General features: G+C 34.2%; 10 protein-coding genes, 1 rRNA gene and 1 pseudogene (1 of these 12 running past the window's edge). 6 read left to right on the top strand and 6 right to left on the bottom strand.

Going from position 1 to position 13,917, the window contains the following annotated elements; translation table 11 throughout:
• From A9D35_RS14720 to A9D35_RS14710, 3 genes are all read right to left on the bottom strand, one after another.
• Window positions 1–870: ribosomal RNA gene (locus tag A9D35_RS14720) — 16S ribosomal RNA — on the bottom strand (it extends 650 nt beyond the left edge of the window).
• 1,016 nt (window positions 871–1,886) lie between these two features.
• On the bottom strand, window positions 1,887–2,987 hold the full coding sequence (locus A9D35_RS14715) for a hypothetical protein (RefSeq protein ID WP_066224297.1): 1,101 nt from the start codon (window positions 2,985–2,987) through the stop codon (window positions 1,887–1,889).
• A gap of 101 nt (window positions 2,988–3,088) precedes the next feature.
• Window positions 3,089–5,062 carry a putative porin gene (locus A9D35_RS14710; protein WP_066224294.1) on the bottom strand — a complete coding sequence of 658 codons (1,974 nt, stop codon included), beginning with the start codon at window positions 5,060–5,062 and terminating at the stop codon, window positions 3,089–3,091.
• A 71-nt stretch (window positions 5,063–5,133) separates the two neighbouring features.
• Between A9D35_RS14710 and rnhB the strand changes: the two are divergent.
• From rnhB to A9D35_RS14685, 5 genes and pseudogenes are all read left to right on the top strand, one after another.
• Window positions 5,134–5,732: pseudogene (gene rnhB / locus A9D35_RS14705) on the top strand (ribonuclease HII).
• A gap of 30 nt (window positions 5,733–5,762) precedes the next feature.
• Window positions 5,763–8,195 (top strand): ribonuclease HII, encoded by a 2,433-nt coding sequence (locus A9D35_RS14700; protein ID WP_066224291.1) that lies wholly within the window; start codon window positions 5,763–5,765, stop codon window positions 8,193–8,195.
• 89 nt (window positions 8,196–8,284) lie between these two features.
• Complete coding sequence (locus tag A9D35_RS14695; RefSeq protein WP_066224288.1) at window positions 8,285–9,334, top strand: nucleoid-associated protein; 1,050 nt, start codon at window positions 8,285–8,287, stop codon at window positions 9,332–9,334.
• Window positions 9,335–9,417: 83 nt separating this feature from the next.
• Complete coding sequence (locus A9D35_RS14690; protein ID WP_066224286.1) at window positions 9,418–9,732, top strand: hypothetical protein; 315 nt, start codon at window positions 9,418–9,420, stop codon at window positions 9,730–9,732.
• Window positions 9,733–9,996: 264 nt separating this feature from the next.
• The gene (locus tag A9D35_RS14685) at window positions 9,997–10,371 is read left to right on the top strand and encodes a putative zinc-binding protein (RefSeq protein ID WP_066224283.1); all 375 of its coding nucleotides are present in this window, start codon (window positions 9,997–9,999) and stop codon (window positions 10,369–10,371) included.
• Between the two features lie 184 nt (window positions 10,372–10,555).
• Here the strand turns inward: A9D35_RS14685 and A9D35_RS14680 are convergent, their stop codons facing one another.
• From A9D35_RS14680 to A9D35_RS18710, 3 genes are all read right to left on the bottom strand, one after another.
• Window positions 10,556–11,107 (bottom strand): DUF4136 domain-containing protein, encoded by a 552-nt coding sequence (locus tag A9D35_RS14680; protein ID WP_066224280.1) that lies wholly within the window; start codon window positions 11,105–11,107, stop codon window positions 10,556–10,558.
• A gap of 13 nt (window positions 11,108–11,120) precedes the next feature.
• Window positions 11,121–13,106, bottom strand: coding sequence for a urocanate hydratase (gene hutU, locus A9D35_RS14675; protein WP_066224278.1), 1,986 nt, complete (start codon window positions 13,104–13,106; stop codon window positions 11,121–11,123).
• Between the two features lie 257 nt (window positions 13,107–13,363).
• Window positions 13,364–13,528, bottom strand: a complete 165-nt coding sequence (locus A9D35_RS18710; RefSeq protein ID WP_159427068.1) for a C1orf53 family protein — start codon at window positions 13,526–13,528, stop codon at window positions 13,364–13,366.
• A gap of 49 nt (window positions 13,529–13,577) precedes the next feature.
• On the opposite strand from A9D35_RS18710, the gene A9D35_RS14670 reads away from it, so the two are divergent.
• Window positions 13,578–13,907: a hypothetical protein gene (locus A9D35_RS14670; RefSeq protein WP_066226135.1), complete on the top strand. Its 330-nt coding sequence runs from the start codon at window positions 13,578–13,580 to the stop codon at window positions 13,905–13,907.
• Window positions 13,908–13,917 lie beyond the last annotated feature (10 nt).

Raw genomic sequence — 13,917 nt, 5'->3', positions numbered from 1 at the left:
TGGGTTACTTATCACTTTCGCTTAGCCACTCAATCCGAAGATCGAACAGCTAGTAACCATCGTTTACGGCGTGGACTACCAGGGTATCTAATCCTGTTCGCTACCCACGCTTTCGTCCATCAGTGTCAGTGTATTATTAGTAATCTGCCTTCGCAATTGGTATTCTATGTAATATCTATGCATTTCACCGCTACACTACATATTCTAACTACTTCATAATAACTCAAGACAACCAGTATCAAAGGCAATTTTACAGTTGAGCTGCAAGATTTCACCTCTGACTTAATTGTCCACCTACGGACCCTTTAAACCCAATGATTCCGGATAACGCTTGGATCCTCCGTATTACCGCGGCTGCTGGCACGGAGTTAGCCGATCCTTATTCTTACAGTACCGTCAAGCTCCCTCACGAGGGAGTGTTTCTTCCTGTATAAAAGCAGTTTACAACCCATAGGGCAGTCTTCCTGCACGCGGCATGGCTGGATCAGGCTCTCGCCCATTGTCCAATATTCCTCACTGCTGCCTCCCGTAGGAGTCTGGTCCGTGTCTCAGTACCAGTGTGGGGGATCTCCCTCTCAGGACCCCTATCTATCGCGGTCTTGGTAAGCCGTTACCTTACCAACTAACTAATAGAACGCATGCTCATCTTTTACCGATAAATCTTTAATATAATTGTGATGCCACATCTATATACTATGAGGTATTAATCTTCATTTCTAAAGGCTATCCCTCTGTAAAAGGTAGATTGCATACGCGTTACGCACCCGTGCGCCGGTCGTCATCTGTGCAAGCACAATGTTACCCCTCGACTTGCATGTGTTAGGCCTGCCGCTAGCGTTCATCCTGAGCCAGGATCAAACTCTTCATCGTTAAATTTTTAAGTGTTTCCACTTTTACTTTTAACAACTAATGGAATTAAATTTTGGTACTCAAAATGGTTTATTCTCTTTTTGTGATACTAACCGTTTCCAGTTAATATCTACGCTGTCAATTCAATATGTTAATGAACTTATTTCTCTTCTTATCTTAACGCGTTTCCTTGTTAAGCGGGTGCAAATATAAAACCCTTTTTTATTCCTTGCAATGTTTTTTTGAAGTTTTTTTTAGATTGTTTTTGCAAACTTTCTAATCTCATTAAAACACTAGCCAAAGAACTTCTCTTATCTAAAAACGTTGCCGTTTTTAGCGGCTGCAAACTTACAACCTTTTTTATTCCTACAAAGCTTTTTCTAGTCTTTTTTAAAACTTATTTTAAATCCGATTTTTTAACCTGTTAATGAACGTTTGCTTACTCTCCTATCATACCCTCTCGCCGTAAGCGGGTGCAAATATACAACCTTTCCTTTTTATAAAACTAACTTTTTATAAGGTTTTTTTTGATTTAGTTTTAATATGCAGGTTTGCAGACAATTGAAAGTGAAATTAATTTTATGTGATTACGATTTCATTCCAATTACAGCTATAAACTACCTAAATATACTTTACCCTATTTACTCCTAAGCCTATTCTCTGTCTATAATATTAGATATGGAGTTAACTATATATATAATGGACTTAACTTATTCCTTACTTATATAATAGTAACTGGAAAACTCAGCAAAGACCTAAAACTCACACTAAACAATCGTAATTTTTAGGGAACTTTCTAGCCCAACCAAGTAACACCATCCGAGATAAAACCTAAATTAGATAATGAATGTGGGGTTAGAGCATCAAATAAATTATGCTTCAACAATAATAAAAACCTTAGAATTACAATTTAAAACGATTAAACAACAAATATCTTGAACTAAATAATCGTAAATCTTTACAATCAAAATAATGCAGAAGCTGTAGTGAAACTTAAGCGTTATTGCGCTTCAGTATAAAAAAAAATAATGCCTTCTTTAAATCCCTTTCTTTTTAATACCAAATCTATATTGTAAACCGGTCATTAAAAAGCGTTGTGCATCTGAGACTCCATACTCTCCTCTAACCATCCAGTTTCTATTAATTTGAAGATTGAATCCGAATTGAAAGGTTATAGGTTGAACCATTTCTTTACGGATAGAATAATCTATTTCCGAACTAAACACACCGCTGTCGTTAATTTTACCTTGTATGGTTTCTATGGCTTGATTTTGAGCCTGCAATTTTATACGTTCTGCAGCAGATGTTCCTGGATCGTTAATAATTTCTTGGTTCGCAGCAATTTTATCATCTGCCTTTTCATTAAAAACATTTTCTAAATCAGGAAAGATTTCACTCATATTAATTTGCCCGCTATTTCCTTTTGCACCAACAAAATCACGATACATACAAGCCAAATATGGAGCTATAAAAAAATCTTTATTTTTCTTGCTTAAACCAAAACGGTATCCTAGCCTTGACGACAAGGTTAAATACCCTACTTGCTCGTTTAATAAGTCGGTATCTGTTCTGGAATAATTCATATCAATACTAGCAAAATAATTATTCCAACCAAAAACTAAGGTTGTACCTATTCCGTAAGCTAAAGCATCAAAATCGACATGCGAAGAAAATTCAGGTAATTGCAAAACCACCTCTCCTAATTCATTTTTCCAGGTCGGCATTAAAGTAACGTTCGTGCCTCCTTTAACAGCTGAGAATAATCCATACACATTCATAAATGGTAAAATCCAAGCATCTGCTCTAAAATTTACACCATTAGTAGTACCGCTTACCTCTTGGAAATTTAATGTCTCAACATTTAAAAAATCGGATAAATCATGACCATTTAATGCCAACTCGAACTCGGTAATATCTAATTCGATAAAGGCATTTACATAATTTAAATTAACACCAAACGGCAATTGCAGTTGATCTGCCATTCCACGATCTTGAACTTTTTGCCCCCAAATAGGCAACACATAAGGATACTCACCAGTGGTTGTACTATCAGTTTCTGTTTCTTCCAGTATTTGTGCATAAGTTGCACCTTCCAAAAACACAAAAAAAAGTAATAAAAGAAAACCGTGTATTTTCATATAAACGCCAAATCAAATAATAGTTAAAACGAATATAGGCAAAACAGAATAAACCTAAAGCATTACTTTTAACCTAAATCGCAAATAACCTTATTATTTTTTTACAAAAAGAAATTCCAAACAAGTCCAAAACGAATAGCTAAATCGCGATACGGGTAGTTTGGTGCCGAATAATAATTATAGCCTGTAAGCGCCGCATTAAAATGTTCGACCATAAAATATATGCGCGTTTGCTGAATCTTAGCGTTTAAAAAGAAGTCTAATCTTGGAAAATTACCATACTCCCTATCTGTTTGAACATAAAATTCACCTAATAAAGGATCGTAGGCATTCATATAATACTTTGTAAAATAATTAAATGTAATTCCTGTTTCTAAGAGTAAAGCCTTTTTGAAAAACTCATTTCTGTAATATAAGGTATTACGAGTTACAAATTCTGGCATGTTTAAAACCTGCTTATCGTCTTGCACATTTTGATACATTAAAGTATTAGCCAGAGCAAAATGACCAAATTTAATTTCTTTATCTAAGCGCACTCGCAAATAGGTAATGGTTGAACTGTTTTGAAACGGTTTTACACCCCCCGAAACTTCATCGCGCTTAAAATATGCATAATCGCTTATCGTGGAATAATCGACAGCCAGATTTAATAGCTTTTCAGATTCTATATTAAAACTTAATTGCTGTGTTTTCTCTGTGCTAAAATTTGTTTGCCAATTGTAATTTATATAATCACTTTGAAACAGCAAAAAATTATAATTAGGTTGTTTAGCATTATGATTAAGTGCTGCACTAACAAGTAAATCGTCGTTAAATTGATAGGCTGCTTTTCCTGTTATATAATTTCCGCTAAAATCTCCTGTAACATTTAGCCCGGCGTCTCCATAAATATCGAAGCCTCCAAAATGATTATGGTACTTTCCGCCTACTGCACCCACATTTCCTTTTAAACGGTTAGTAATATGCTGGCCGTCTAGAATAACAATTTGGTCGTAACCGTAATTATAGTTATCAATACTTGTATTAAACTGTAAATCTCCTAATAGATCATTACTATAATTCAGCTGAAATTCGTTATAAAAATTTTCGAGTGTCGCGCGATCACTTAAGGATGTCGATTTAAACGAATCTCCGAAATAGTCGTTAGCGGTAGATTGATTAAACTGAAAATATTTATCATCAAAGGTCATAATATGGTTCACATTTAAACTATGTTTAGCCAGAGAATCTGTTGGTTTTACAATATAATATCTGTGATCTAAATGAAATCGTTTTGCTTTCAAGGTATTATCGGCATCTTCAAAATTCACATCAAAAACACCACGATCAAGAAATTCAGGATCTCCAGATTCAAAATACCCCATCCCTTCATCTGTTAGTCCTCCATTTTCCTCATTATTTATATTTTGAGCCACAAAATGAACTTTTGCAATGTAACGTTCGCTCTTCGTTTTATAATTGGAAGTGACTTCAAAATCTCCTGAACTAGCAATTATATGTTGATAATTTCCTAAAGAACGTAACCCTTTATATGATATCGAAAAATTAAATTGTTCTGATAAATTGGTGGTAAAAAATCCTTGTGCTACTTGCCCTTGCTTAAAACCTGTTTTATAAAACAACTCGGTTAGTGGTGTTGGCACATGGTAATAATTAATATCTTCTAGGCTTCTAAAACTAAAATGTTTAGATCGTGCACCTAAATCTGGCATTAAAAGTTCCGACTTAAAATCGTAACTCAGCGTATTAAAGGTTTGCCCCATATTTGAAAACGCTATGAGATTAAAATTGTCTTTACGAATGTAGTTGAATTTATACTCCTTTTTTAGCGACAAGGTGGTATCTACATAAGTACTATCGTTTTCATTTGAAACAATTAAATATTGCTCTATCTTTCCTACTTTCTGCTCTCCTGCTTTTGTACTTGTAGTGTCTGTTGACTGTTGTGTAAATCCTTCTTGAATAGCAGCATCGTCTCGTGTACCCTTCTTTCCTTCTGACAAACCTCCGCTAACTTGGGCAAAGGCAAAATGCGTAAAACACAATAAAAAGAATGATAGAATGATTTGCTTCATAATTATTTTTTAGACCTTGCAAAGGTAAATACAAAATATGATACCATTATTAAATCAAAAATATTATTTAAATGCTTGCGCTTAACTATTCTGAATACGAGTTTGAATGTGGCACTGATGAAGCTGGACGTGGTTGTTTGGCAGGTCCAGTAACAGCTGCAGCCGTTATTTTACCCAAAACTTTTGAAAATTCAATTTTAAATGACTCCAAACAGTTATCAAAAAAAAACGAGAATTATTAAAACCAATTATTGAAGATGAAGCTATTTCTTTTGGAGTAGCCCATGTTTTTCCTGAAAAAATTGATGAAATAAATATCCTAAACGCTTCTATTTATGCCATGCAATTGGCCATAGCACAACTGGAACCAAAAGCTGAATTTATAAGTGTAGATGGCAACCGGTTTAAACCCTTCCTTAATATACCACACCAAACACTAATTAAAGGAGACAGTAGGTTTTTAAATATAGCAGCCGCATCTATTTTAGCAAAAACCTATCGCGATGCTTATATGAATACCATCCATGAAGAGTTCCCAATGTACAATTGGAAACAGAATAAAGGATACCCAACAAAAGCACACCGAGAAGCTATAAAAAAATACGGTCCAACAAAATACCACCGCTTATCTTTTACATTACTTCCCGATCAATTAAAATTAGATATATAACTTTCTATATTTGTAAAAAAAATCCTTTTTATGAGAGCGCTTTACTTAGCCATAATTTGCAGTGTCTTCCTAATAAGTTGCGATACCACTACAACAACACACCACAGCTTAATAGAATTTGTTCCCGAAGGCGCTTCAACTATAATTAAAACGAATAATATTGAAGATTTAAAAAGCAGTCTTACCAATAACGATTTAATACAGGACTTTAAAACTGCTAATTTCTACACCACTTTAGATAGGGTTTTTAAAAACACCGCTGCATTTAAACCAGAACGTGAAGTTTTATTCTGCCTAAATACGGACCAAGCAGATAGCACTCAAATTACAATTATAACAAAATATACACCGCAACTCTTTCAGTTCGATTCGCTAACAAAACCAAAACAAGAACAAATTTCATTTCAAAATGCAACCATAACAAAAACACAATTAAATACCGAGACCTTATTTAGTGTGGTTGTAGATAGTATTTTTATAGGGTCTACATCCAAACAAATTATAGAACAAAGTGTAAACGAAAGACCAATACAACCAGAACTTCAAAAAATTTATAATACCACGAGCTCAGAAAAAACCTTTGCTATAATTCTCGACACCAAAAACACCAAGGAAGCCTCCTTATTTTTTGCATCAGACTCGATTCCGTTACAGATATTTTCAAAATATATTGCTCTAGACACCGATATTACTCAAGATCAAATCACATTAAACGGGATAACAAAAGCCAACGATTCTACAAATAGTTTAATCAACGTTTTTAAAAACACACTTCCTCAACTAAATAAACTTGCAGAAATTACACCTGCCAACAGTGACGGATTTATGAGTTTTACTTATCATGATTTCGCCAACTTACAGGCTAATTTTGTAGCATTAAACAATCAAGAGCCACCAGAAACCACACTTTTCGATAATACTAATGAAATCGGGGTGATTTATAATAATGATCATCGTGCAGTTGTTTTGTACAGTTTAGACGATATGGCTACGAATGAAGCCTTACTAGATTCGCAAGAAATTATCGAAACGTTTAGAAATGTTGATATAAAAAATTTCGCACATCCAGAATGGTTTAACATCAATTTTCAACCTTTAATAAAAGCTCAGAACACGTCTTATTATGCCGCAATAGACTCTTTCTTTGTATTTGCAGATGATTTAGAAATGCTTCAAAACATTATTGCATCCTATCAAAATAAAGCCACTTTAAACAACAGCGATTACTACCATAATATTACCGAAGATTTAAGCGATGCCTCCTCGCTAATGTTAGTTGGTAATTCCGATATTTTAAACGATTATTTACAGGCTAATTTTAAATCCTCTTCAAAAGTAAATACAAGCGAATTTAAATTTTCGGCTATACAATATATATACGATCATGATTTTGCACATATCAATGCCGTAATAAAAAAGACCAAAGGTAAAGCTGCTATAAACTCGGTTACCGAGGAACTGAATATTAAATTAGATGCTAAACTTTTAAATACCCCGCAATTTGTAACCAATCATATTTCTGGACAAAAAGACATTGTGGTTCAGGATATTAATAACAACTTATATTTAATTTCAAATAAAGGAAAAGTACTTTGGAAAAAGCAATTAAACGAAGCCATACTTGGAGATGTCTCGCAGATTGACATGTATAAAAACGGCCGTTTACAATTAGCTTTTACTACAGCACACCACTTGTATGTTTTAGATAGAAACGGCAAAGAGGTAGCGCCATTCCCTTTAAACTTTAAAGATAAGGTTACCCAACCATTAGCGGTGTTCGATTACGACCACAATAAAAAATATCGTCTATTAGTAATTCAAGACCAAGAGGTTTTAATGTACGATGCTCAAGGTAAAACCGTAAAAGGTTTTAATTTTAAGAAGGCGAATTCTACGATTACCCATAAACCTCAACATTTTAGAGTGCGTGGTAAGGATTATCTGGTTTTTAAAACGTCTAAAAAACTTTATATTTTAAGTCGTACAGGACAAGAGCGTGTTACTCCAAAATCATCTTACACCTATTCTAAGGAGGCCATATATATTTACAACAATAAATTTGCAACAACCACAGATCAGGGTGATTTGATTCTTATTGATGTAAATGGAAACGTAGCAAGCGAAAATTTAAACTTAGGCGAACAACACCATATAGATGCCTCTACGCGTACTTTAGTAACCCAATCTGGAAATACTCTAAAAATTAGAGATAAAAAATTAGAACTAGATTTTGGAAGCTATACTCCGGTAAAACTGTTTTTGCTTAACAATAAAATTTATATCACCACTACCGATTTACAAGCCCAAAAAGTTTATGTATTTGATAGCCAAGGAGAAGATATTTCTAACTTTCCTGTGTACGGCACTAGTGCTTTAGATATGGCCAATCTTGATAAAGACAAACCTTTGGAAGGTGTTACAAAAGGAAACGATAATGCTATAATTATTTACCAAATAAATTAATTTTTAGTTGTTAAGATTCTCTAATTTATATTTAATTCTGAAGCGAATTTAGTACTATTGCATCCCCTAATTTTTAAGCATAAAACACCATGATAAAACGTAACAATGCCTCGATTTCAAAATTTATAATTCATAAAGTAGGAAATAAATTCAACGATACAAAAAACGCATTTTCAGAAAGCGAAGTACAGTTTGACGAAGCGAGTTACGATTTAATGTTACCGTTTTTGTTGAGACCTTTTGGTAGTGTGGTTCAGAGTCATCGTTTTAATCATCATGCCAACATAAAACTTAACGAGGTAAACACTTATGCTGAAGATATTTTTGCAGATGAAACTAATTTTATCGAAGTTTCTAAAAACATTGTAAAGCATTTATACGAGCAATCTAATTCGGCACAAATTAAAACGGGCGATGTAATTGTTGCTCTTTTTGAAGGCATCGAATTTAACGAGATTGTAACCAATGCTGTCGGAATTTTTAAAATTGAAAGTAAATCTAATTTCTTTCAGACCTATTTAGAAAACAACAGTTACGACGTTGCCGTACAACAAGGAATTAATACGAAAAAAGTTGATAAAGGGTGTTTAATTTTAAATCAGACTGATGCCGAAGGTCCTATTGTACTTACCGTAGACAATAATAATTACGATGCTCAATATTGGATTAATCACTTTTTAAACATTAAATATGCGAACGACAATAATTCTCATACTCAGAATTACTTAGAGTTATGCAAAGAGTTTTCTACCGAAGTTTTAAAGACTAGTTATGGCAACCAAGAACAAAATATTTTCTTAGCCAAAACCGTAGATTTCTTTAAAGAACATGAATTTATAAACGTAGAGAATTTTAAAGAAGAAGTTTTTGAAGACGATAAGCATAAAACCTTATTCGAAGACTACAAAAAATCGTTCGAAAGCGAACAAGATTTACTTATATTAAATCAGTTTGATGTTGCAGAACCTGTTGTAAAAAAGCAAAAGCAGAAAATTAAAACTGAAATAAAACTCGACACCCAAATACAAATTAAACTCGATATCGATGCCCCTGATGCGGCCAGCGAATATCTAGAACGCGGTTTCGATGAGGAAAAGAAAATGTACTATTATAAAGTTTTCTTTAATACAGAAGGTTAAGAAAATTAAATATAAAAAAACACAGAAAGATCAATTAAAAAGAGTAATTCTGTATTCAGATAAAATACTTAAATCCAAAGAAAATGACCCAAGAAGAATTTTTAGAAAAAAATGTATTTACCGGATTGCAAAAGAATGAAGTTAACGATGATTATTATTTCTCTGAGGAAGATTTTTCTACAGTTTTAACTCAATGTGCCTATTATGGAATTTCTGTTTACGACATCAAAACCATTGTAGACAAAGATCCTTATAAAACCATCAATCACGAGTCGTTTAGAAAAAAAGCAACCGATGAAAATTGGTATAAAAGAGAATTTAGTCACTTAAAACATGAACAAGCAGGAATGCTGTATGCCGCAACCTACAAAGTTTCTAAAAAATTGATGGCTAAATAACTTAACGTTATAATTTATATAGCGTTCCTTGCCTTAGAAAGAGGCTGTACTAAATGAATTAAAACTCGTTATTCTGAATTATTTCAGAATCTCATAACATGGTTAACCAAACCTGTTAAGTTTAATTTTTTAGATAGCCTCTTTTTTATTTTATCTAAATTTAAATTCTGTTTTTTCCACTCTTGGAATTATTTTTGTAAACGTGTCATTATTATGATTTGTGATGAAATAGGTTTTCAAAACCCACAAATAGAATAAAACGTTATGGGACTAAAAAAACAAAAGGATTTACCACTCATTTATTCTTGTTCTGGCTGTAGCAATGTGGCACAATTGGCCAACGATATTGCCATTAAAACAAATACCGATGGCTTAGCCGAAATGTCTTGTATCGCTGGTGTTGGCGGTAAAGTAAAATCTTTAGTAAAAAAAGCAAAATCTAATAAACCTATTATTGCTATAGATGGCTGCCCACTGCAATGTGCAAAAGCATGTCTTTCTGGGATTGATGTGATTCCGGACGAGCATATTATTTTAACCGATTACAATTTTAAAAAACAATATGACGCTAAATTACAATTAGAAGACGAACAAGACATCTACAACACCATAGTAAATAAGATTGAGGCTTTAAAGTAGAGGTGGTTGTTAGTTGTTAGTTGTTAGTTGTTAGTTGTTAGTTGTTAGTTGTTAGTAAAATAGTTAATCCATTCTTCAAAATTAGATATCGTTGTAATTATATTCCAATAGGAAACATTTATCCAAAAAAAAAGGAACCTATTTCTAGGTTCCCGGCACTAATTTTCTTTTTCAAGGAAAAAAATTATTTCTTTTGCTCTGGAGGGTAATTGGCTAAAATCTTAGCAACAAATTCTTGAATACGTTCTTCTTTCTTCTCCATATTATCGGTTAAATATCCAGATCCTACACCTTGCCAAACCAATTCTTTTTTGTTGGCATCAATAAGATCTACAAACAAAGTACCTTCGGTAGAGCGTGTTACGGTAGTATTGTTAAAATCGTTGTAATACCAAGGACTCCAACCCCAGCCGTAACCGTAAGGTCCCCAGCCCATATTGTTATTATAAACGTTTACTTTTTCTCTAGCTTTTGTAAAAATACTAACTAATAAATCCGGATTTTCAGATTTAACAAAGCCTTTAGCTAAAAGTTCGGTTTCAATAGCACGTAAAATTCTACGTTTATCTAAATCGCTAATTTCTGCTTTATCAATTCCTGTTTTATAAAACGCAAAGGTTTTATATTGATCAAAGGTTGTGGCTTTATCATAATCCGACGCTACTTTTATAGAGCTACAAGAGCCTAGTACAAAAAGTAGTAACACTACTGGAGTAAATTTTAGTATTCTTTTCATATTGCTTAGGTATTTAGTTCATATTAATTAACTTATCATCCACGGTATTTGGCAATGTAACTCTTAAATTTGGCTCGGCTTCCATAGCCCGTTTAATGGCAAAAACAGCCTCCTCATTTCTAGCCCAACTTCGTCTAGCGATTCCGTTGTTTACATCCCAGAACAACATGGATTTCAGGCGTCTAGACGCCTCTTTACTACCATCAAGAACCATGCCGAATCCTCCGTTAATAACTTCACCCCAACCTACTCCTCCACCGTTGTGAATGCTTACCCAGGTTGCACCTCTAAAGCTATCGCCAATTACATTTTGTATGGCCATATCTGCTGTAAAGCGGGATCCGTCATAAATATTTGAAGTTTCTCTGTAAGGGGAATCGGTTCCTGAAACATCATGATGATCGCGTCCTAAAACCACTTCACCAATCTCTCCGTTTTGAATGGCATCATTAAAAGCTTCAGCAATTTTCATACGTCCTTCGGCATCCGCATATAAAATTCGGGCTTGCGAACCTACGACAAGTTTATTCTCTTGAGCACCTTTAATCCACTGAATATTATCAGCCATTTGTTGCTGAATTTCTTTAGGAGAATGCAATTTAATACCTTCTAAAACATTGCAAGCAATAGCATCTGTCTTCTCTAAATCTTCAGGCTTGCCGGAAGCACATACCCAACGGAAAGGCCCAAAACCATAATCGAAACACATCGGTCCCATAATATCCTGCACATAACTTGGATATTTAAAATCAATACCATTTTCTGCCATGATATCTGCTCCTGCACGAGACGCTTCTAATAAAAAAGCATTTCCGTAATCAAAGAAATAAGTACCTTTCTCTGTATGTTTATTAATAGCATTTGCCTGACGACGTAAACTTTCTTGAACCTTGTCTTTAAAACGTTCTGGGTTATTCGCCATCATAGTGTTGGCATCTTCAAAGGTTACGCCTGCCGGATAATACCCTCCTGCCCATGGATTATGAAGCGACGTTTGATCGCTTCCTAAATCGATATGTATATTTTCTGCATTGAAAGTTTCCCATACATCAACCACATTTCCGTGGTAAGCAATAGAAACCGTTTCTTCTTTAACTTGAGCTTCTCGTACACGTTTTACTAAGGCGGACACGTCCGAAATAACCTCGTCTACCCAACCTTGAGAATGGCGTGTGTGAACTGCTTTTTCATTTACTTCGGCACAAACCGTGATACAGCCAGCAATATTCCCTGCTTTTGGCTGTGCACCAGACATACCTCCTAAACCGGAAGTCACAAAAACACCTCCTTTAGGCGATTTTTTAATTTTTCTGAATCCGTTTAAAACTGTAATCGTTGTTCCATGAACAATCCCTTGCGGACCAATATACATAAAGCTACCAGCCGTCATTTGTCCGTATTGAGTAACACCTAAGGCATTAAATTTCTCCCAATCGTCAGGTTTAGAGTAATTCGGAATCATCATTCCATTGGTAACTACCACACGAGGTGCGTCTTTATGAGATGGAAACAAACCCATAGGATGCCCAGAGTACATGGCCAAAGTTTGTTCATCGTTCATTTCGGCCAGATATTTCATGGTTAGGCGATATTGCGCCCAATTAGAAAACACTGCACCATTACCCCCATAAGTAATTAATTCATGCGGATGTTGCGCCACTGCATAATCTAAATTATTCTGAATCATGAGCATGATGGCTGCAGCTTGTTTACTTTTTGCTGGATATTCGTCTATAGGTCGCGCATACATTTTGTACGTCGGACGTAGACGATACATATAAATACGACCGTAGGTTTCTAATTCTTCTTTAAATTCAGAAATTAATTCGGCGTGATGTTCTGGAGAAAAATAACGTAAAGCATTCCGTAAGGCTAGTTTTTTTTCTTCTGAAGTTAATATATTTTTACGCTTAGGGGCATGATTTATTGTAGTATCGTAAGCTTGTGGTGATGGTAACTGCTTAGGAATTCCTTCTAATATTTGCTCTTTAAATGTCATTTTAATTTGAATTTTAGTGCTATTGTTTTTTTAAGTATGCTGGTTACTTTATGTTACTCTCTTAACCTAACTAAAGGGATTCAAAATTTAATTCTGAAATACCACTTTTCAAGTTAAGACATCTAAACCATTATCTACATTTTAATTTTGTGTGTAAATTAATGGTTTAACAACAGGCACTAAGGGTACCGAATATCCACACGATGGTGGGTATTCGCTACTTTAATTCGATATGTCATTAATAGAATATCCACAATTTATTTTTTAAAGCTATCTGTTTTTTTATCGTAACCATACGGGCAATGTCTACATCCGCTCTTACAACAATATCCTCTCTTTAGATGATATTGCTCGGTAAAACAGCGATAACCTTCTGGTGTTAAATAATAGTCGCCTTCCTCTACAGGGATAATTTTTTTCATGTTTAGCAAAGATAGTGTAATTTGGATTGATTTTTGAATGAGGTATTACATGATTTTAATTTCAAAACATATCGTTCCCAAGGGCTACCAAGGTATTACGCTTTACCCTTTTGTGTTTTTAAAACAACCACACCTTAAGGAAGATGCTGTATTACTAAATCATGAGCGTATTCATCTTAAACAACAATTGGAACTCCTGGTTATTCCGTTTTATATATTATATGTTCTAGAATTCTTAATTCGGTATCTGCAATACAGATCCTGGCAAAAGGCTTATGCAAATATTTCATTCGAGCGTGAAGCTTATAGACACGAAAAAGACCTTAACTATTTAAAGTCAAGGTCTTTGTTTTCTTTTTTGAAGTACTATAAATGTTAGTTTTTAGCTT

This window comes from Formosa haliotis (assembly GCF_001685485.1).
Lineage (GTDB): Bacteria > Bacteroidota > Bacteroidia > Flavobacteriales > Flavobacteriaceae > Formosa > Formosa haliotis.
Note: the sequence above shows the minus strand (reverse complement) of the source record. Positions and strands in the feature narration are given on the sequence as shown.